General features: G+C 57.3%; 16 protein-coding genes and 1 other annotated feature. Of the genes, 10 read left to right on the top strand and 6 right to left on the bottom strand.

Annotated features, from left to right (window positions below):
• The first annotated feature begins 56 nt into the window (after nucleotides 1–56).
• On the top strand, nucleotides 57–713 hold the full coding sequence (locus H2O17_RS08435) for an Ltp family lipoprotein (RefSeq protein WP_182049283.1): 657 nt from the start codon (nucleotides 57–59) through the stop codon (nucleotides 711–713).
• A 441-nt stretch (nucleotides 714–1,154) separates the two neighbouring features.
• Here H2O17_RS08435 and H2O17_RS08430 read toward each other — a convergent pair.
• The 3 genes from H2O17_RS08430 to H2O17_RS08420 all read right to left on the bottom strand — a co-directional run bounded on the left by H2O17_RS08430 (nucleotide 1,155) and on the right by H2O17_RS08420 (nucleotide 4,325).
• A protein-coding gene (locus H2O17_RS08430) for an IS3 family transposase (RefSeq protein WP_246311205.1) occupies nucleotides 1,155–2,406 on the bottom strand; the annotation gives its coding sequence in 2 pieces (ribosomal slippage) (nucleotides 1,155–2,106 and nucleotides 2,105–2,406; 1,254 coding nt in all).
• Nucleotides 1,986–2,119 (bottom strand) — a sequence feature (AL1L pseudoknot). It overlaps the preceding gene by 134 nt.
• Before the next feature lie 497 nt (nucleotides 2,407–2,903).
• A complete protein-coding gene (locus H2O17_RS08425) occupies nucleotides 2,904–3,530 on the bottom strand; it encodes a hypothetical protein (RefSeq protein ID WP_182049282.1) in 627 nt (208 codons plus the stop codon).
• A gap of 105 nt (nucleotides 3,531–3,635) precedes the next feature.
• Nucleotides 3,636–4,325 (bottom strand): cysteine peptidase family C39 domain-containing protein, encoded by a 690-nt coding sequence (locus H2O17_RS08420; RefSeq protein ID WP_182049281.1) that lies wholly within the window; start codon nucleotides 4,323–4,325, stop codon nucleotides 3,636–3,638.
• A 210-nt stretch (nucleotides 4,326–4,535) separates the two neighbouring features.
• On the opposite strand from H2O17_RS08420, the gene tig reads away from it, so the two are divergent.
• The 5 genes from tig (at nucleotide 4,536) to H2O17_RS08395 (ending at nucleotide 9,435) form a co-directional block, all read left to right on the top strand.
• A complete protein-coding gene (tig, locus tag H2O17_RS08415) occupies nucleotides 4,536–6,050 on the top strand; it encodes a trigger factor (RefSeq protein ID WP_182049280.1) in 1,515 nt (504 codons plus the stop codon).
• Nucleotides 6,051–6,258: 208 nt separating this feature from the next.
• Nucleotides 6,259–6,873: an ATP-dependent Clp protease proteolytic subunit gene (locus tag H2O17_RS08410; protein WP_182049279.1), complete on the top strand. Its 615-nt coding sequence runs from the start codon at nucleotides 6,259–6,261 to the stop codon at nucleotides 6,871–6,873.
• Nucleotides 6,874–6,940: 67 nt separating this feature from the next.
• Nucleotides 6,941–7,594 (top strand): ATP-dependent Clp protease proteolytic subunit, encoded by a 654-nt coding sequence (locus tag H2O17_RS08405; RefSeq protein ID WP_182051005.1) that lies wholly within the window; start codon nucleotides 6,941–6,943, stop codon nucleotides 7,592–7,594.
• 178 nt (nucleotides 7,595–7,772) lie between these two features.
• The gene (gene clpX / locus H2O17_RS08400; RefSeq protein ID WP_182049278.1) at nucleotides 7,773–9,041 is read left to right on the top strand and encodes an ATP-dependent Clp protease ATP-binding subunit ClpX; all 1,269 of its coding nucleotides are present in this window, start codon (nucleotides 7,773–7,775) and stop codon (nucleotides 9,039–9,041) included.
• 58 nt (nucleotides 9,042–9,099) lie between these two features.
• The gene (locus H2O17_RS08395; protein ID WP_246311204.1) at nucleotides 9,100–9,435 is read left to right on the top strand and encodes a chorismate mutase; all 336 of its coding nucleotides are present in this window, start codon (nucleotides 9,100–9,102) and stop codon (nucleotides 9,433–9,435) included.
• A gap of 46 nt (nucleotides 9,436–9,481) precedes the next feature.
• Here the strand turns inward: H2O17_RS08395 and H2O17_RS08390 are convergent, their stop codons facing one another.
• Nucleotides 9,482–11,332, bottom strand: coding sequence for an AMP-dependent synthetase/ligase (locus H2O17_RS08390; RefSeq protein WP_182049277.1), 1,851 nt, complete (start codon nucleotides 11,330–11,332; stop codon nucleotides 9,482–9,484).
• A 128-nt stretch (nucleotides 11,333–11,460) separates the two neighbouring features.
• On the opposite strand from H2O17_RS08390, the gene H2O17_RS08385 reads away from it, so the two are divergent.
• On the top strand, nucleotides 11,461–13,497 hold the full coding sequence (locus H2O17_RS08385; RefSeq protein WP_182049276.1) for a S9 family peptidase: 2,037 nt from the start codon (nucleotides 11,461–11,463) through the stop codon (nucleotides 13,495–13,497).
• 117 nt (nucleotides 13,498–13,614) lie between these two features.
• Here H2O17_RS08385 and valS read toward each other — a convergent pair whose 3' ends face one another.
• Complete coding sequence (gene valS / locus H2O17_RS08380) at nucleotides 13,615–16,260, bottom strand: valine--tRNA ligase (protein ID WP_182049275.1); 2,646 nt, start codon at nucleotides 16,258–16,260, stop codon at nucleotides 13,615–13,617.
• A 177-nt stretch (nucleotides 16,261–16,437) separates the two neighbouring features.
• On the opposite strand from valS, the gene H2O17_RS08375 reads away from it, so the two are divergent.
• Nucleotides 16,438–16,998, top strand: a complete 561-nt coding sequence (locus H2O17_RS08375; protein WP_182049274.1) for a coenzyme F420-0:L-glutamate ligase — start codon at nucleotides 16,438–16,440, stop codon at nucleotides 16,996–16,998.
• A 28-nt stretch (nucleotides 16,999–17,026) separates the two neighbouring features.
• On the opposite strand, the gene proC is transcribed toward H2O17_RS08375, so the two are convergent.
• Complete coding sequence (gene proC / locus H2O17_RS08370) at nucleotides 17,027–17,845, bottom strand: pyrroline-5-carboxylate reductase (RefSeq protein WP_182049273.1); 819 nt, start codon at nucleotides 17,843–17,845, stop codon at nucleotides 17,027–17,029.
• 218 nt (nucleotides 17,846–18,063) lie between these two features.
• Here proC and H2O17_RS08365 point away from each other — a divergent pair, with 218 nt between their 5' ends.
• Nucleotides 18,064–18,855 (top strand): SDR family NAD(P)-dependent oxidoreductase, encoded by a 792-nt coding sequence (locus H2O17_RS08365; protein WP_182049272.1) that lies wholly within the window; start codon nucleotides 18,064–18,066, stop codon nucleotides 18,853–18,855.
• Between the two features lie 358 nt (nucleotides 18,856–19,213).
• Nucleotides 19,214–20,530 (top strand): ABC transporter substrate-binding protein, encoded by a 1,317-nt coding sequence (locus H2O17_RS08360; protein WP_182049271.1) that lies wholly within the window; start codon nucleotides 19,214–19,216, stop codon nucleotides 20,528–20,530.
• The last annotated feature ends 54 nt before the right edge of the window (nucleotides 20,531–20,584 follow it).

Raw genomic sequence — 20,584 nt, 5'->3', positions numbered from 1 at the left:
ACAGATCCCGAAAGAGAGCCTGAGAATTTGTCGGGAGGATCCATATTGTTGTCGATATGAGCACTTCAGACTTTCCGGGTGTAAACCCGAACTCGCCCCAAGGTCCACAATTCACACAGCAGCCCTACTTCAGTCAAAGCCAAACACCTCAGCCCACCACGAAGCCAAAGAAGCCCTGGTATAAGAAATGGTGGATCTGGGCCATCATCGTCATCGTCATTGCGGCGGGGTCTGGCCTAGGAAGTGGCGGCAACGACGGCGCAAGCACAACTCCAATTCCACAACAAGAACAGTCGGTGACGGCCACCTCCGCCCCGGCCGGAACCACCAAAGCCGGAACCACCGAAGCCGGAACCACCGAAGCTGCGTCTACAGAAGAGGTGACCACCGAAGCGGCCGAACCTGAGGTGCCAGCAGAGTACAAGGCTGCGCTTACGAAGGCAGAGTCATACGCAAGCATGATGCAGATGAGCAAGGCTGGAATCTACGACCAACTGACCTCGGAGTACGGCGAGGGCTTCCCTGCCGACGCGGCCCAATACGCTATCGACCATCTTGAATGGGACTGGAATGCCAACGCACTCGGCAAGGCGAAGTCTTACCAAGAGCAGATGGCGATGTCCACCTCAGCAATCTATGATCAGCTAGTCTCCGACTATGGCGAAAAGTTCACCCCAGAAGAAGCTCAGTACGCTATCGACCATCTCGGATAGCAAATAGGTCGAAAGAAGTAGATACCCCGACCAACTGGTCGGGGTATCGGTATGTAAATGGGGAACAACCTTGCTCAAGAAACCAACCGACTCAACTGCCATCGCCGGACCCTCCGTCATCCTCGCCTTCATCCACATCAAGAAGCACACACCGCATGAGCGCAACCGGTTTCTACCTCTCATGCGCAAAAGTAGGGACCTGATTGTCCTATGGCCTCAAGCCTCGAGAAACGCTATGGATTCGAAAAGTCCAAGACTGATGCAGTTGAAGATTCCCACAATCTCTTGTTCGGCAGGCGTAACATCTCAAATGAGAGAAGTGAAGAGAAGGCGAGTAAGCAAGAACCTAGCTGATCTTCTTTGCGAATAACATTCATCAATGGAGATGATGTGGAATTTTCGGACTCATCTGAAGCGCCCTGGGTTTAGTGGAGACTCAGCTCATTTGATTTCAACCAGTTCTTGGGCGCTGGTAACCCCAGCATAGAACGATTCCTCGAACTTCGTTGGAGGCACATCACCGAGGTAGCCATGGAGTCGTTTCGTGTTGTGCCAGTGCACCCACCCCAGCGTCGCGAGCTCGAGGTCATCGACCGTTTTCCACGGCCCCGGTTTCGCGGGCCCGCGCACAAGCTCAGCCTTGTAATAGCCGTTCACTGTCTCAGCGAGCGCGTTATCGTAGCTGTCGCCAACGGTCCCGATCGAGGGCGTCGCCCCGATCTCGGCGAGGCGTTCCCCATAGCGAATGGACGTGAATTGACTGCCCGCGTCGCTGTGACAACGCAGCTCGGGAAGATGCCTGCCGCGTGACCAGCGGGCCATTTCAATCGCATCGAGCACCGTCTCGGTCTTCATGTTCGATGCACATCGCCAGCCCACAATCATGCGGCTGAACGCGTCGATGATGAAGCACACGTAAGCGACGCCCTGCCAGGTGGGCACGAACGTCAGATCTGTCACCCACAGCTGATTCGGCGCATCTGCATTGAAGACGCGGTTCACGAGATCGGGATGCCTCGGCATCTTCGGATCAGGCTTCGTGGTCTTGACCCGTTTCTCGCGCCGTACCCCTTCAATCTGAAGGATTTTCATCAGTCTCGCGACTTGGTCACGACCGATATCGATACCCGATCGCTGGGCTGCTTTCCAGAGCTTACGCACCCCATAGACCGAGTAGTTTGACTCCCAGAGCTCGAGCAACCGTGGCGCGACCTCCGCGTCCCGAATTTGCCGGGCTGATGCCGGCCTGCCGTTCGCGGCGTAATACGTAGACGGGGCCACCTGCAATACCTTGCAGATGCGCTCGACCCCGAGCCTGCGTCCAGCAACAATATCGTCCTTGTTCGCGTTGATGAATGCCACTACATCTTGTGTTGGCGGTCGAGCTCCGCCCGAAGAAAGACGCGGCCCGCTTCAAGATTTCATTCGCGCGCTTGAGCTCGCGCACCTCTTGTTCAAGCTCACGCATCCGAGCCTGCTCGTCGGTCGTGACCCCGGCTTTCACGCCGTCATCGATATCAGCCTGGCGCACCCAGGCCCGCACCGACTCAACCCCGTAACCGAGCTGCTCGGCCACGCGCGAGGTCGTTCCTTGGCTCGTACCGAGCTCGACGCGAAGTGTGCGCACCATCCGGACCGCAGCGGCTTTCTCTTCAGCCGAGTAGCGGCGTCCCTTGTTCTTGTGTTGGGCCATGAATCTATTCTCCATCCGTAACTCTGGAGCCTCCAACAAACCCAGGTCGTATCACATCAGAGAAGGTTGCAATGTTGTCCAGTTCTGGTGCTCTAGCAACTCGGCCACGTGCACTGTTGTGCACTTCTGGTGGAGTTGAGCTTGTGAAAGCACTATTGAAATGAAGCAAGATCCTTTGAGGTCAGGAAGGAAGTTTGGTGTGCGCGAGCATCTTGCAGGAAGTATTCTCGCATGTTCATATGTCTTTCTTTGTTACGTGACGTACGAGATGGCATCCAAAGATATGGGATTCTTGATACCAGTACTTATCTCTGGAGTTGTCGGGCTTGTGGCCAGTCAGATGATGGTGCTAAAGCCTAAGAAAGACAATCCGCATGAGACCGCCGATCAGAACCGATTGGAAGTCAAGTAGACACATGGTGGGCGTCAAGCGTCATTCACTGTAAATCCACACGATGCGGCGAGGAAGAGGCGCTCGGCAAGGGAACAGTTCAGACTTACTGGGCTTGCTCTTCAGCTTCTGGCAAGGTCGCTGTTGCAGGCAGAGTATCGCCAGTATCCAATTCAACTCGGCCAAAACTCACCTTGTCAGCCTTTTCAGAATCCGCTTGGCTCGTGCTCTTGAGTACCGATGGGTTTGATGATCTACCTGAGGTGGCCTCATAGATTCCCGCTTCCGTTCCCGTCACGTAGTACTGGGAAGCGAGGTCTCCAGAAAGACCGGATGGCGTCAGGTATAGAAGGTATACCTGATCTGCATTTAGTATCTCGACACCCGTTTGTTGGTCAACAGATCCGATTTGACGAACTTCGACTACGTCGCCAGCCTTGGCATCTGCGCCTTTCACCACGCGGGTGACATTGAACGACGAAACTGTGAAGTCGTCTTCTTCGGTGATATCGCGAACCACTTCTTGGGTAGAAACAGTTCCCACAACGATCAAGTCTGAATCATCGGACATCTCAGAAAGAGAATCGCAAAGCGTGACTCGGGAAACGTCGCCAGTCGAGGTAGTGTCGTTCGGATCAATGGACGACGTCGCCGAACAGGCAGCACCTAGACTGCCAACGAGCGCGAGGATCAGTAGTCCTCGTCCGGCGGAAGATATGGTTCTTAAAGACATTAAAACCACCTCATTCAATGTGTCTCACTACAGTGTATTGATTCCCTGGATTTCATCCGAGGTTAGGCTGCGCACTCTTGCGCCGTCATTGCTTTGCATTATTAGCTACATAGCAAATGTGTTGAGTGAGGCCACTCGATCGAGAATGGGTGCCTCGGCAAAGCCGTCAAAGTCAATGTACCGCTGGCCAGGAACCCAGCCATCTACCACGGCGAGGAATCGCTGGGTCACGGCGTCGTCGTTATTGGGAAGAAAGCACTGGTATTCGGCATATCCATTGACGGTGACGGTGTGGCTGGCATAGCTGCCGTGCCACATATTCATGAGGAGAGGGCGTCCGGCGTCGATCTCTTCGCGGGCCACGCTGTAGAAATCGCCGGTCAGTACGGTTCGGCACTCCACCTCTACGCCGTAGCTGCGCATGACCTGCCGTGTGATCAGAGGGATGCGCAGTGGATTGGTGCCGCGGCCAACGAGCGAGGCTAGCCCACGGCATTGCCGCGCTACGTGCGAATACAGCGAAGACCGGAGAACGGGCACGCCGGCGTGGTAGCTCTGCGCAAGCAAGTACTCGAGCACCCGTGTGATGCCGGTGGGCACGCAGTTGTTGTGACCGCCCATCGAACGCATCGTGAACATCTCCACGGGCAGGGTGACCGCTGCGGTCCTTCTCACCCGAGTAGCACCATAGCGGTCGCGCAGGTAGGTGGGCACAAGGAATACCTGGCCAAAGTTGCCGTGGGTCGCGGTCGCAGAATCCTGCCCTTGAAAGGAGATGAGCGTTCGATCGTCCATGCCTTCATCCTAGGTCCAGCATCATCACGTGGGCCGTACAACTAAAGTCCGAATCGCAGCAAAGATTACTTTGTCGTAGAATTGGCCGGTATGCGCGCACACTGTGCGGCGCCCACAAGCAAGCGGAGGCAGGCCAGGCGGCCCAATCCGAATCAATAAAACCCGGGCGGCAAGTGCCGTCCCCCTCGTCAACTGAGTGGAGAAACCCCCGTGAAGAGCTCCGTCGAGAATCTCGAGCCCACCAAGGTCAAGGTGACCGTTGAGGTGCCGTTCGAGGACTTCAAGCCCGCCATCGATCGATCCGCAAAGCAAATCGGCAAGCAGGTCTCGATTCCTGGATTCCGTAAGGGGCATGTCCCAGCCCGCATCATCGAAGCACAGTTCGGTCGCGGCGCGATCGTCCAAGAAGCCGTTAATGACTCCCTCGACGATTACTACAGCGAAGCCATTCGCCAGAATGAACTGGTTCCGCTTGGCCGCCCCGAGGTTGAGGTCACCAACATACCGATTGAGAACGATGACACGTCCGATCTGGTTTTCACCGTGATTGTTGATGTACGCCCAGAGATCGTTTTCCCGGATCCAGCCACCATCACCCTAAACGTTGAGTCCGTTGCCGTTTCTGACGACGACGTCGAAGAGCGCCTGACCTCCCTGCGCGAGCGTTTTGCCACTCTCAAGGAAGTGGACCGCGCCGCCAAGGAAGGTGACTACCTCACCATCGATATGACCGCCAAGATTGGCGACGAGGATATCGATTCCGTTTCTGGCGTTTCCTACGAGGTTGGCTCCGGCACGATGCTTCCGGGCATGGATGAAGCCCTTGTTGGTATGTCCGCTAACGAAACCAAGACCTTCACCGATACACTCGCCGGCGGAGAACACGAAGGTGAAGACGCTGAGGTCACCGTGACCGTGTCTGACGTGAAGGAATCCGAACTTCCTGAGGCCGACGACGACTTCGCACAGCTCGCTTCCGAGTTCGATACAGTCGAAGAGCTCAAGGCTGATCTTCGCGAGCAGGTTGGCAAGGATAAGAAAACCAACCAGGTTTACGCCGCCCGCGATCTTCTGCTCGAAGAGTTCCGCAAGACGATCGAGTTCCCGCTGCCCACCTCAGTCGTTGAAGCTGAGATCGCGTCCCACTTGGAGCGCGAAGGTAAGGAACTGGATGACCCGCATGGCGCCGAAGTCCGCAGTGAAGTTGAAGAGGCCATGCGCGATCAGCTCATGCTCGATGTTCTGGCCGAGAAGTTCAACACCCAGGCCGATCAGAATGAACTGTTCAACTTCCTCATTGAACAGGCACAGGCCTACGGCATGGACCCCAATCAGTTCATTCAAGCTACCGCTCAGACCAACCAGCTCAGCGCATTCGCTGGCGAACTGACTCGCGGCAAGGCACTGATCTCCGCGCTGCGCCTCGCAAAGGTTGTTGACGCTGACGGAAACGAACTGAATGTTGCCGACGTCGTCGGCGAAGCTCCTGAAGGCGAGATCGTTCCGGATTTCTCCGCAGCGCCCGCACCAAAGGCCGCAGCTACGGCTGGGGCTGAAGAAGCCGCTCCCTCCGAAGCTGCTGAGCTCTTCGATCCGTCCACTGCCAAGGTAGACGAGGTCATCGCCTACGTTGCAGGTGCAGACGATGCAGAGCGCGCCCGCGTCCTCGAGGCAGAGAAGGCCGGCAAGGCACGCAAGACCCTCATCGAGAAGCTCTCTGCCTGAGAAGCAAACCGATAAGTCGAAGGCGGAGTCGCAGTTGCGACTCCGCCTTTTGCGTTGGGCATAAAGCTCCGCTTACCATGCGCCTTCAGCGAAAAACAGCCAAACTCAGATGAACCTGCTGAGCACAGCGGCTACAGTCAAGTGAACAAGCTTCCGGGGACATCTTCGGAACGGTCCGGGCGTTGCCCGGCGGAGGAAGGATTACCACGTGAACACCACGCCCCAGTTGGCTGGCGAGTCAGCCCAAGGTTTTGGCCTCGGCGACTCCGTTTACAACAGGCTCCTCAAGGAGCGCATTATCTGGCTCGGCTCCGAGGTCCGCGACGAAAACGCAAACATCATCTGCGCCCAGATGATGCTCTTGGCCGCGGAGGATCCAGACAAGGATATCTACCTGTACGTCAATTCGCCTGGCGGATCGATCACTGCTGGTATGGCCATCTATGACACGATGCAGTACATCAAGCCTGACGTTGTGACAGTGGGCATGGGTATGGCGGCATCGATGGGCCAGTTCCTCTTGACGGCTGGCGCACAAGGCAAGCGCTACATTACCCCGCACACTCGCGTGCTTCTGCATCAACCCCTAGGTGGGGCCGGTGGTACGGCAACTGAGATTCGCATCAATGCGGACCTTATCCTCAAGATGAAGTACGAGCTCTCGGCCATCACGGCCGCGAACACGGGCAAGACGGTGGAGCAGGTTATCGAGGATTCTGACCGCGATCACTGGTTCACTGCTCAGGAAGCGCTTGAGTACGGATTCGTTGACCACATTATCGCCAACTCGCAGGCCATGATGGCGGCCTCTTCGCAGGAATGAGAACAGCATGACTATCAACTTCAACTCTGCGGGTCAGCTTCCTCAGATGGTGGCGGCTCAGTCTCGGATGCCCCTGGCACAGGTTGCTGGCGGCATGGCCCCGGCGATGCCGTCAGCGCGTTACGTCCTTCCGAACTTCGAAGAGCGTACGCCCTACGGTTACAAGCGGCAGGATCCTTACGCCAAGCTCTTTGAAGATCGCATCATTTTCTTGGGTGTGCAGGTCGATGACGCGTCGGCAGACGATGTCATGGCACAGCTCTTGGTTCTTGAATCGCAGGATCCGGATTCTCCGATCACGATGTACATCAACTCTCCTGGTGGATCCTTCACTGCTTTGACGGCCATCTATGACACGATGCAGTACATCCGCCCTGAGATTCAGACGGTGTGCTTGGGGCAGGCCGCTTCGGCTGCTGCTGTGTTGTTGGCAGCGGGCGCCCCTGGGCGTCGTTTGGCGCTTCCTAATGCTCGGGTGCTCATTCACGAACCGGCTATGGAAGGTGCGCAAGGTCAGGCGTCTGACATTGCTATCATAGCCGATGAACTCGACCGCATGAACAAGTGGCTGTGTGACACTCTGGCATTCCACACAGGCAAGGATTCTGAGGAGATCGCGAAGGACATTCTGCGGGACAAGATCCTCACGGCAGCACAGGCCAAGGATTATGGCCTTGTGGACGAGGTCCTCGTTTCTCGCAAGATCACCGCGAAACCGTGATCGATACGTATTAACCGATAGGGTGAGGCATTTCTGCCTCACCCTATCGGCTTTTTTGGCCATCCGTGCTGGTGACGTGATGCGCGTTGCCGCGTGGAGACGTGACGTGGTCGCCTGGATGGTGTGAAATGGTATAGCAGGCTCGCCCACGAGCCATCCACTACTTGAGGGAGTCGGGATGCCCCGCACAGCCGATGCTGCAGACATGCTGAAGTGCTCGTTCTGTCAGAAGAGCCAGCGCCAGGTGAAGAAGCTGATTACTGGTTCAGGTGTGTACATCTGCAACGAGTGCGTCGAACTGTGCAATGAGATCATTGAAGAGGAACTGGGTGCTGAAGCCTCGAACTTCTCATTGGACTCCCTCCCTAAGCCCCAAGAAATCGCCGCCTTCCTTGATGAGTATGTTGTGGGCCAAGCAGCGGCCAAGCGCACGTTGTCTGTGGCCGTCTACAACCACTACAAGCGTGTGCGCGCGGAACAACTGCCCAAAGGCTCCGAGGATTCCGTAGAGATCGGGAAGTCAAACATCCTGCTCCTCGGCCCAACTGGCACAGGCAAGACCTACCTCGCCCAGTCATTGGCTCGGATGCTCGACGTTCCGTTTACCATTGCAGATGCAACGGCGCTCACGGAAGCCGGTTACGTGGGTGAAGATGTTGAGAATATCCTTCTCAAGCTTATTCAAGCTGCCGACGACGACGTCAAGCGAGCCGAAGTCGGCATCATCTACATTGACGAGATCGACAAGATCTCCCGCAAATCAGAGAACCCCTCCATCACTCGTGATGTCTCAGGTGAGGGCGTACAGCAAGCGCTGCTCAAGATCATTGAAGGAACAGTTGCTTCCGTACCTCCGCAGGGTGGACGCAAGCATCCACAACAGGACCTTATCCAGATCGATACCTCGAACATTTTGTTCATCTGTGCAGGGGCGTTTGCGGGTATGGAAGAGATCATTGCTTCTCGCGCGGGCAGGCGCGGTATCGGTTTTGGCGCGCATCTGCACGATGTCGATTCTCAGGCAACTATTCTCAACGAGGTCACGCCAGATGATCTGCATAGGTTCGGTCTCATCCCAGAACTTGTAGGCCGCCTTCCCGTCATTGCTACCGTGGATGCCCTCACTGAAGACGATTTGGTGCGCATTCTTCAGGAACCGAAGAATGCGCTAGTCCGCCAGTACCAGCGCATGTTCGAATTGGATGGGGTTCGCCTCACCCTGACCGAAGGCTCCCTCCGCGAGATCGCCCGCGAGGCTTTGGAGCGTGGCACAGGGGCGCGTGGCTTGCGTTCCATTCTTGAGAACCTGCTGCGTGAGCAGATGTTTGAGATTCCTTCGCGCGCAGATGTGGCGGAGGTTGTGTATGATGCCGCCGCCGTGACGGGGACGGGTGAACCAAAGCTTGTCTTGAAGAAGACCCGTGAGACGAGCGGGCGCTCTGCATAGGCTTATTCTGGGAGGGGCGGGCATACGGCTCCACACGTGTGACAGAGAGGTGACAAGAATGGCAGCAGAGATGCCGCACATGGCAGCAGAGATCCCGCAGGAACTCGAATCCTATCGGCACACCATTGATAATCTGGACGCCGCTCTTATCCACATCTTGGCTGAGCGGTTTCGGTGCACCCAACAGGTTGGACTGCTCAAGGCAAGGCAGAAGCTACCCGCTTCAGATCCTGGTCGCGAGGAACGTCAGATTACCCGTCTGCGGGAGCTGGCAGCCGAATCTGGGCTGGACCCGGTCTTTGCGGAAAAGTTCCTCAAGTTCATCGTGGCAGAAGTGATCCGCCACCATGAGGAAATCGCGGCAGACCATGAAGAAAACGGGTCTGCCAGCTAGAGCTATCACCCCAGCTGGCAGACCTAGTTCGCTGCGTTAGCGAACATCACGTTGTGTAGAGCTGCTCGATGGTATCAGCGAAATCGGCCAGAACGGCGTTGCGCTTGACCTTGAGGGACGGCGTCAAATAGCCGTTCTGCACGGTGAAGTCCACTGGCAGAACGGTGAACTTGCGGATGGATTCAGCCCGAGAGACAGCTTCGTTTGCTCGCTTAACGGCGCGGTCAATTGCAGCGAGAACCTGAGGATCGGCAATCGCCTCAGTGACGGTACTGGGTTCGAGCCCATGGTTCTTCATCCAGGCCGGAAGCATTTCTGTGTCGAGTGTGACAAGTGCAGCAATGAACGGCTTTCCATCGCCCACTACCACCACCTGTGAGATGAGTGGATGGCCACGCAGCCTGTCTTCGAGAACTGCGGGGGCAACGTTCTTGCCGCCTGCAGTCACGATCAGTTCCTTCTTGCGGCCGGTGACCCACACGAATCCGTCGTCGTCAATGGTGCCGAGGTCGCCCGAACGGAACCAACCATCGTCGGTCAGCGCTGCCTTGGTGGCCTTGTCATTGTTGTTGTAGCCGAGGAAGATGTGGTCGCCTTGCGCAATGATTTCGCCATCGTCGTCGACTGATACACGGGTGCCGGGATATGCGCGGCCTACTGAGCCAATCCGCTGGGCTCCAGGCAGATTCACGGTGGTAGGGGCGGAGGTTTCCGTTAGGCCGTAACCTTCGATGACTGTGATGCCTACGCCACGGAAGAAGTGGCCGAGCCGTTCGCCAAGTGGTGCGCCACCTGAGATGGCGTACCGGAGGTCTCCTCCGGTGATGGAACGCAAGGTCTGGTAGACCAGCCTGTCACCGACCTCGTGTTCTGCCCTTTGCAGGGCAGTGACGCCTTCAGGCGTATCCATGGCGCGCGAATATGCGATTGCTGCCTTCGCATAATGCCTAAACAGCTTAAGCTTCATGCCGTGCCCGGCTTTCGCATCGGCCGCGTTATAGATCTTCTCGAAGACTCGTGGGACGGCCAGAACATAGGTGGGCTTGAAGGACTGCATGTCTGCCACAAGGTTCTTTGTATCAGGGGAGTAACCCACCACAGTGCCGCAATAAAGTGCCATGAGGTTGATGAAGCGGGCGAACACGTGAGCCATCGGCAGGAACAGGAGTGTGCGCTGGTTTCCGTTGACGATGGCAGACAGATTGTCATCCAAAGGGCCATTGATAGCAACATGAAGCAAGTTGCGGTGGCTGAGCCGAGCTCCCTTGGGGCGCCCAGTGGTGCCGGAGGTGTAGATGATGGTTGCCAAATCGTCAGCGTGGATAGCGTCGATGCGCCGGTCGATTTCGGAATCATCCTCCAGCTTGCCCAGTGCGGAGATCGTGTTCTGGGCGCCAGCCTCAATCACAAACGTCTGCTGAAAATGCTTATGACGCTTCTGCAACGAGGTGAGAATCTCGCCCATTTGAGTGGTTTCGGCAATCGCAAAACGAATCCGTGAATCCTCGATGATCCAGGCGGCCTGTTCTGCTGAGTCCGTTTCATAGATCGGCACGCCTTGAGCGCCAACTGACCAAATGGCCAGATCGAAGAGGGTGAACTCATAGCGAGTGTGGCTCATAATTGCGATGTGATCGCCGGGCTTGACGCCCAAAGCGATAAGACCACGAGCGACTGCTCGCACCTCTGATTCGAGTTGACGCCAGGTGACGGGAACCCACGTGTTGATTTCGGACTTACGTTCGATGGCCACATGGTTTGGCTTGTCGCGTGCGATCTTCCGGTAGATCCATGGAATGTTCATGGTCTCGGTAATTGTGATCTTGCCGGGCGTGAAGGACTCCGGATGCTCTGGTGTGGCGCCCTCGCCGGGCTGGGCATCATTCACGGTGCTCATCGGTTCTTTACACAGCCTCTCTCTGGTCTTCAGGGTTACGATACCGTAACTTGTGTTTGCGTGAATGCGGCTCTGGCGGGTGCGCTTGGAGTGAGTGCCAATTCTCATGCACGCGTACGATGGCTGACATGGCACAAATCCTCCAGAATTCTGACGAACCGAGCGCAGTTCCCACACCCGACGCGAAGCCCGACTACTCGAACCCAGCATTCAACAGTATTCCGGCCTTCGTGCGCACCAGCCGTATCGTATCCCTTTCTGCTGATCGTGTGAGTGGGCGGGTTCTTGAAACACGGCGCACCATCAATGAAGCGGGCACCGAGTTCGTTGACCAACTTGTTGAGGTCAACCCTGATGTGAGCCGGGCACTGACACACGGAATCAAATCGGCTAGCCTCTTGGCGATCGGGCAGCGAGGTGAGGTCTACTTCTCGCGAGAGGACGCCACAGATGAGGAGAAAGGATCGGCGCTGTGGATGCTGCCTCCAACAGGCGAAGCGCGCGAGATCCTTCGCCACCGTGAGGGAATCGATTCTCTTGCGGTAACGCGTTCGTCTCTCGTGCTCACGCTCCCGCTCATGCCGGGAACCTCGACCTTGGAAGAGTCGAACACCGTGGCCAAGAAGCGTGCCGACGCCAAGATCTCCGGTGTCCTCCACGAACGATTCCCGGTGCGCGCATGGGATCACGACCTCGGGCCGAGCGAGCCGCACCTCTACACAGCACCGTTGCCAGATCTCGATGATGTTGATGGCGCCCAACTTGAGCTTGAAGAAGTAGAGCTGCCACAGGCGCCGGAAGCCGTCGACGAGTGGAGGCTTGACGGGGCAGTTCCGTCTCACGATGGCAGGGTGGTGGCACTCACCATGTCCACCCGTACCGGCATCAGTGAAGGTTCTCAGGTGTGGTTGGCTAGCTTGGATAACTCGGAACCGGCGCGCAAGCTTTTTGCTCCGGCCGGCGAGGACGCGTGGGCGCGCGCATTCAGTTCGGACGGCTCGTGGCTTCTCGTGGAGACCGAGCTGCCTCCGCTCGCGGGCCAAGCCCTTGGGGCGGACCTGTATCGCGTGAGTCTAGATGGCGATTCCGCAGTGCTCACTGCTGCTTTTGATGAAATACCGTCCGAAACCGTTGTGACCGACGACGACGTCGTATACGTCTGTGCGGATCGGCGCGGTCGCGGTGGAATATACCGGCTCCTTCCAGAGGGCAACGCAGAACTTGTAACTCCGGATGATGAGTTCTCATACTCATCTCTGCACTGGCTTGCACCCGAGGGAAAACTCGTGGCTTTGCGCTCCTCGGTTGCCGAGGCGAACCAAACGGTATTCATCGATCCGCACACAGGGGAGACTGAGACTACCGCCCGAATCGTGCCTGACTTGGAGCTGCCCGGCGAGCTGACGGAAGTTAGTGCTACCGCCGAAGATGGCACGCCGCTACGCGCTTGGCTTGCACTTCCTGAAGGTGAAGGCCCGCATCCTATTGTGGTGTTTGCGCACGGTGGGCCGTGGGGATCCTGGAACGGATGGACGTGGCGATGGAACCCGTGGGTGTTTGTGGCGCGCGGGTATGCGGTGCTGCTTCCGGACCCGGGGATTTCCACTGGTTACGGCCACAAGATGCTCTCCCGTGGCCACGATGCAATAGGTAGGGAGCCGTTCACAGACATCCTCACCTTGGCGGATACTGCAGTTGCTCGCCCGGATATAGACGAAGCTCGCCAAGCCTTTGCAGGTGGCTCCTATGGTGGATACATGGCCAACTGGGTGGCGGGCCACACGGGTACCCGGTTCCGGTGCATTGTTTCTCACGCCGCCTTGTGGAACGTCGAGTCCATGGCGCGCACCACAGATAACGGTTCGTGGTACTTGTGGATGACAGGCGAAGTTGAGGGTGAAGGACCTCAAATCGCTAACTGGTCACCACACAACTCTGCGGACGCGATCAAGGTACCCATGTTGGTCATCCATGGCGATAAAGACTATCGAGTGCCCCTTGGTCAGGGGCTCGAATTGTGGCAGGACTTGCAGCGCTTGAGCCCGGAACTTGGACATAAGTTCTTGTACTTCCCTGATGAGGGGCACTGGGTTCTCAAGCCCGCTAATGCTCAGATGTGGTATGAAACCTTCCTTGAGTTCCTCGATACACATGTGAAGGCATAACGGGTGCAGGGTTAGTGGCCTCATAAGAGGCGCGGAAGAATGTGGGGCGGGTTGGGAACCTATTTCCCAACCCGCCCCACATCTAGCCCTTCGGTGCGCGCAGCGCGCCTAGGCCACCTACTTGTTCTTAGGCTCTGGCGGATCTAGCTCATAGGCCGCCACGGCCACAGCACCTTCAGCTGAATCCTCAACTGTGAGTTCGCCGCGCACATGAGCCGCCCGCACCAGATCGGTCAGGACTGCCTCGAGGCGCTCGCGATCACTTTTTGCGACACAAACCGTGAGGCTCGCATAAGTGGTGCGCTGAGAGACCTTGTTCTCGGACTTCACTTTGCGGAGCACGGTCAGCGCTTCACCGGCCACTCGCAGGATCTCAGCATCCCCGCCCTGCGCCGCGGCGCGCAGCGGCTCGGATGTGGGCCACGACGCGTGGTGGACTGAACCAGTGCGGTACCAGTGCCACACCTCTTCCGTTGCGAACGGGATAAAGGGAGCGAGCAGACGCAGGAAGGTGTCGATGGCAATGTTCAGCGCAACCTGCGCCGACTTGGCCGTGGGATCCTCGGAGTATGCGCGATCCTTGACGAGCTCAAGGTAATCGTCACAGAAAGCCCAGAAGTAGGTCTCGGCAACTTCCAGCGCACGGGTGTGATCGTAGGCTGTGAACGATTCCGTAGCTTGATCCACCACATCTGCTAGGCCGGCCAATACGGCGCGATCGACTGGTTCGGTAACGGCCTGCGGATCAAGATCCACAGCTACCCCTTCGCCGGCCATAGAGAGAGCAAACTTGGAAGCATTGAGCACCTTCATCGCAAGGCGGCGCCCGATCTTCATCTGCTGCTCATCAAACGTGGCGTCCACACCCAAACGGGCAGAGGCCGCCCAGTAACGGACAGCATCCGATCCGTGCTTCTCCAATAGGCCCATCGGAGTCACCACGTTGCCCTTGGATTTGGACATCTTCTTGTGGTCGGGATCCAAGATCCAGCCTGAGATCGCCGCATGCTTCCATGGCTTCTCTGCAAATTCGAGGTGCGCACGGACCATCGAAGAGAACAACCAGGTACGAATGATGTCTTGACCTTGTGGGCGCACATCCATTGGATACACGCGTTGGAACAGGTCGTCGTCGGTCAGCCATCCTGAGGCAATCTGCGCGGAAAGTGACGAGGTAGCCCACGTGTCCATGATGTCCACTTCGCCAGCAAATCCGCCCGGAACCCCGCGTTGATCAGCGGTGAAACCGGCAGGAACATCGGAGGAAGGATCAACCGGGAGCTGATCGAAATCCGGGGTGATGACGTGTTCGTACAAGACCTCGCCAGATTCGGCAATTCGGTACCACACCGGGATGGGCACGCCGAAGAAGCGCTGGCGTGATACGAGCCAATCGGTGTTGAGCCCATTGACCCAATTGTCATATCGAACATGCATGAAATCGGGGTGGAACTCGAGGGTGTTACCGGCCTCAATGAGGTTCTCACGCAGCTGCTTGCCGTTTGATTCGGCGTATTCGCGCCCACCGTTGCGGATATACCACTGGCGTGACGTGACGATCTCAAGGGGCTTGTCGCCCTTCTCAAAGAAGTTCGTCATTCGGTTCGTGGGCTTGGCCTCGCCGATCATCTCGCTGGACGCCTGCAGCGCTTCCACCAATGCCTTACGCGCAGAGAACGTGGTCTTGCCGGCCATCTCTGCATACATCTCACGTCCGCGTTCAGAAGTGATCCATTCTGGGGTCTCGCGGATCATGCGGCCGTCTTTGCCCAAGACGGAACGCATGGGAAGGTCCAGTTCACGCCACCACTGGACGTCAGTCAGATCGCCAAAGGTGCAGCACATGGCGATACCAGCACCCTTATCCATCTCCGCGGCGGTGTGCGCCACAACCGGCAGCTCCACATCAAAGATGGGGGAGGTGACCGTAGTGCCAAACAGGTGCTGATAGCGTTCGTCGTCGGGATGTGCAATGAGGGCTACACACGCAGGAAGAAGTTCAGGGCGAGTGGTCTCAATGACCACATCCTCATCGGTGCCATGGAAAGCCAGCGCGTGGTAAGCGCCCGGGTATTCGCGGGCCTCGAGTTCTGCTTGCGCCACTGCGGTCTGGAACGTCACGTCCCACAACCCGGGGGCTTGGGCCTGATATGCCTCATTGCGTTCGAGGTTCTTGAGGAATCCGGCCTGAGCAACCTTCTGTGCCTTTGCGCCGATGGTCTGGTAGTGCTGCTTCCAATCGACCGAAAGGCCGAGGTAGCGCCACAGCGCCTCAAACTGGCCCTCATCCTCGGCGGTGAGCTTCCAGCACAGTTCAATGAAGTTGCGGCGCGAAATCGGCTTCTGATCTGCAAACTTAATGGACTTACCATCGCCGCCATCGTGAGGTGGCACAAAATCGGGTTCGTACGGCAGAGAAGGATCGCAGCGCACCCCGTAATAATTCTGCACACGGCGTTCGGTAGGTAGGCCGTTATCGTCCCAACCCATGGGGTAGAAGACTGACTTGCCTTGCATGCGCTGGAAGCGTGCCACGGTATCTGTATGCGTGTAGGAGAAGACGTGCCCGATGTGCAGCGAGCCGGATACCGTGGGAGGCGGGGTATCAATCGAGTACACCGACTCGCGGTCCGCTGTGCGATCGAAGGCGTAGGTTTGATCCGCTTCCCAGCGAGAACCCCAACGTTCTTCGAGTCCTTCCAATGTGGCCTTGTCCGGGACCTCCGTGTGATCGAGGAGCTCGGATGGTTGCGTTTTTGTCATGGTCTCTATTGTTCCACGTTCTGGCCGTCGCCACATTTCCCAGGCTCCGCCACAGGTGTGCGCTGTATCGCTCCACAGAGGCACCGGGGAGACACTCAATACGCCGCTATCCTTACGTCAGAAGCGAGTACCTCATCCACATTTCTGGTGCTCTTACCGCAGGGTTGGGAGAAACGCATGTACATGATCGCACCGGTCGTGGGCGTTCCGGTAGTTTCCAGTGGCGACGACGTCGCCGCCGTCATCGCGGGCCCGCTTAACGCGTTGGTTTGGCCGGATGGAGGGCGCTCATTATGGGGCGACGACGTGGTGGTTCTCGCAGGTAAGATCGTGGCCAAGTCTCAAGGACGTTTTACTGCCCGCGATGAAGGGATGGCAGAACGCTTCGAGGAGTTCGACGCAAAGAACTTGCTCATGTTTCGCAGCGTGCCGCGCAAACTGGCCCTGTATCGACCAGAGAACCCGATCGAGGCGGCCGCTCAGATACGGCGCGGGCTCGCAGCTCGCTTTGGCGGCAGGCCTGCTGTTATTATCTCCGGCTCAGAACGCGAGAGACGGCGCGGGTACGGGCGGCGTGATGTGGCACTGGGAAGCGCAGGCGTGGATCTCGAGACGCCAGCGGGGGAGGCAATTGTTGATTCTCTTGCTGCAGCTGCGGGCTTGGCAATGAACCAGAATCCGGAGTGTCCGGTGGTAGTCATTCGTGGGGTTACTGGCGTTCTGACTCTCCAGGATTAGTCAGGATTGCAAGCGCGGCGCCGAACCCTCAGCTTTGCATCTGCACGTCGCGGTCAACAGAGGCCTGGATACCTCGAACAACTGCGGCGGAGAAACCAGCTTCCTCAAGGGCCACTACCCCAGCCACAGTTGTGCCGCCGGGGGACTGGACGGAGTCAGCGAGCGAAGCTGGGGTCAGGCCTTGTTCAAGTCCAACTAGGACCATCTGCGCGCTTCCCAATACTGCTTGGGCAGCAATCTTGACTGCTTGTGCTTTGGGAATCCCATTTCGAACTCCTGCGCGCGCCATCGCATCAATGTACTCAAAGGTGAAGGCAGGCGAACAACCAGCGAGGGCCGAAAAGGTGGAGAAGTCCTTCTCTGTAATCCGCGTGATCTCACCGACGGCATGGAACACGTCTTCCACGGCCACGAACTGGGCCTGCGAAACTGCTGGGCCCGCGCACAGCGCCGTCATAGACTGCCCGATTGCTGCGTTGACGTTGGGCATAGTTCGAATGATGGGCTGATCGGGAGTCAGGTGGCTCGCCAGTGTCTCAAGCGTGGTGCCTGCGGCAACGGACACGATAACAGTGTTATGGGCGATGGCGGACTCACGTACGGAGTCCAAAACGCTGCCAACGGCGTAGGGCTTCACCGCGATCACAACGATGCCGTCATCCCCAACGGCATCGACAAGGTCAGTTGCCGTGGGCGCGCTCGTAACACCGAGCTGCGTTGCAATTTGAATGGATCGCTCAGGTGAGGAACCACAGACGAAGATCTCGCTGGCCGGATACAAGCCCGATTCGATGACTCCACGCACAATCGCGCCGCCCATTGCGCCTGCGCCAATGAATCCCAACATGATGCCTCCAGATGGTGTGTTGCTCCAACGAGTGTTGCGCTGCTTCAAGAATCTCACGCCGTCGCCCGTGAGCGGAATACATCTCGCCAATGATCAGGCGGCGATGGCGTGGCAAACGCACATCGCCCCAGCGCAGCACTCGTGTGGAGGGGAGTGCGTATTCGTGGGAAAATGGGGGAGCAGCAGGTTTAGCTGCGCAGTCTTAGATGGGAGTTGTCATGGCACGTGGACGGGTACTGGTGACTGGGGCATCCTCGGGGATTGGCGAGGCAACTGCTCGGCGGTTGGTAGAAGAGGGTTTTGAGGTTATCGCCACTGCGAGGCGCGAAGCGCGCCTCGCAGAGCTGGCGCGGCAGATTGGCTGCCAGTACTTTGCTGCAGACCTGACCGACCCGGAGAGTGTGGCTTCGTTGGTGGCGTCTGTCCAAGAAGGTGGAGCTCTCACAGGATTGGTGAACAACGCTGGAGGCGCACTAGGTGCGGATCCCGTAGCGGGCGGCAAGCTTGATGATTGGGCCCGCATGTATGAGATGAACGTGCTGGCGACCCTTCGCCTCACGCAAGCCTTCCTCCCGCAGATGCGCGAGCATGGTGGTGACATCGTGTTCGTAACCTCCACTGCCGCCCATGAGACCTACAAGGGTGGCGGCGGATACACGGCAGCCAAGCATGCTGAGCTCATGATTGCCCAGACCTTGCGGATTGAATTAGTTGGAGAACCTGTCAGGCTGATTGAAGTAGCTCCTGGAATGGTGAAGACTCCGGAGTTTTCCCTCAATCGTCTGGGCAGTGAGAAAGCTGCTGAAGACGTCTACGCGGGTGTAGCCGAACCGCTCTTAGCGGAGGATATCGCGGACGTCATCGCGTGGACGTTGACGCGTCCGCGCCACGTCAACATCGATTCCGTGACGGTGCGGCCTGTGGCACAGGCAAACAGCTGGACGGTTGCTCGTGTTCCAGATGCGGATGCGGCACCGCTGCCGCGCACCGCGCTCGCGGATATCGAGTGACGGAACTGATTGGCGATCTAGCCGGGCTGTGAGAGCAACTGAAACAGGAATGACGGTTTTTCACGACTCGGGCGGACTTCGATGTGGCAGTTTCAACCGCCACATCGAAGCCCGTTCTTCATCAATGACCTGCGGAATGATGCCCACTTGCATTCTTTGCAGGATCTCTCATGGGTTTTCGCAAGAATGAATGCGAGAAGTTCTCTCATTTGACTTGACGTGGTCGCCGTCACGGTATTAGATGAAGTTATTCCTGAAAGCGCTCTCACAGATGAGAACCACGGCGCGATGAAAGCGCTCTCACTGTGAGATTGGCTTTTGGGGGTACGCATGGCATGCGAAAAACAAAGGAGTTTTCATGCGCGGACGACGTTCCCTTGCCGCACTCGCGGCATTCAGCGTTCTTTCCATTGGGCTTGCTGCTTGTAGCTCAGTTGGAGCGGACTCTGATTCAACCGCTACCACCGGCAGTGGCGATACAAGCGATTCAACAGAGCAAATCACTCTGACGGTCGCCACGTTCAATGAGTTTGGATACGAAGGCCTGTACCAGGAGTACATGGATGCGCATCCGAACATCAAGATTGAGGCAAAGAAGGCAGCTACGTCTAACGAAGCTCAGCAGAACCTCAAGACAGCACTCGGCGCCGGATCAGGTGCCGCTGATATTGAAGCAATCGAAGTGGACTGGCTGCCGGAACTCATGCAGTATCCGGATCAGTTCACCGACCTAACTTCCGATGCAGTGGAAGGCCGCTGGCTCGATTGGAAGACCGCTAGTGCAACCACTACCGATGGCAAGCTCATCGGCTACGGCACTGACATCGGCCCAGAAGGCGTATGCTACCGCTCGGACTTGTTCGAGCAGGCCGGGCTTCCTACTGATCGTGAAGAAGTGGCCGCATTGCTTGAAGGCGACTGGGATACATACTTCTCGGTTGGCAAGCAGTTTACGGATGCAACGGGTATCCCGTGGTATGACGCCTCCGTAGCTACCTTCCAAGGCATGGTCAACCAGTTGGCAAATCCGTTGGAGAACTCCGATGGAACTCCAATTCCTTTGGCTGACAACACTGATATCAAGGACATCTACAACACGGTTCTGACTCAGTCTGTTGACAACAACCTTTCGGCCGGCCTCGAACAGTGGAGCGACGATTGGGTAGCCGCATTCCAGAACGACGGCTTTGCAACCATGTTGTGCCCAGGCTGGATGCTCGGTGTTATCGAAGGCAACGCTGCTGGTGTAACCGGCTGGGACATCGCTGATGTTTTCCCTGGCGGTGGCGGTAACTGGGGCGGTTCCTTCCTGACCGTTCCTGCTCAAGGTAAGAACATCGATGCCGCCGTTGAGCTCGCTCAGTGGTTGACGGCTCCTGAACAGCAGATCAAGGCATTCGAAGCAAAGGGCACCTTCCCCTCTCAGGTTGAGGCACTTTCCTCTGAAACCTTGCTCTCTCAGACAAACGAGTTCTTCAATAACGCTCCGACCGGCCAAATTCTGGCCAACCGAGCCGATGCTGTTGAACTCCAGCCCTACAAGGGTCCAAACTACTTCGCGATCTACAACATCCTTGCCGACGCTCTGAACCGTGTGGATGTTTCAGGAACGGACGATGCTTCATCCTCCTGGGACAAGGCTCTGAGCGACTTCGACGCCCTGGGAATCGGCTGATCTCTGGTCAGTTGGTTTCACTCAGAAACCGGCGTTTCTTCTCCTGATCTGTGA

Source organism: Changpingibacter yushuensis (genome assembly GCF_014041995.1).
GTDB classification, from domain to species: domain Bacteria; phylum Actinomycetota; class Actinomycetes; order Actinomycetales; family Actinomycetaceae; genus Changpingibacter; species Changpingibacter yushuensis.
The sequence above is the reverse complement of the archived record's forward strand: the minus strand, read 5'-3'. Positions and strand labels throughout refer to the sequence as shown.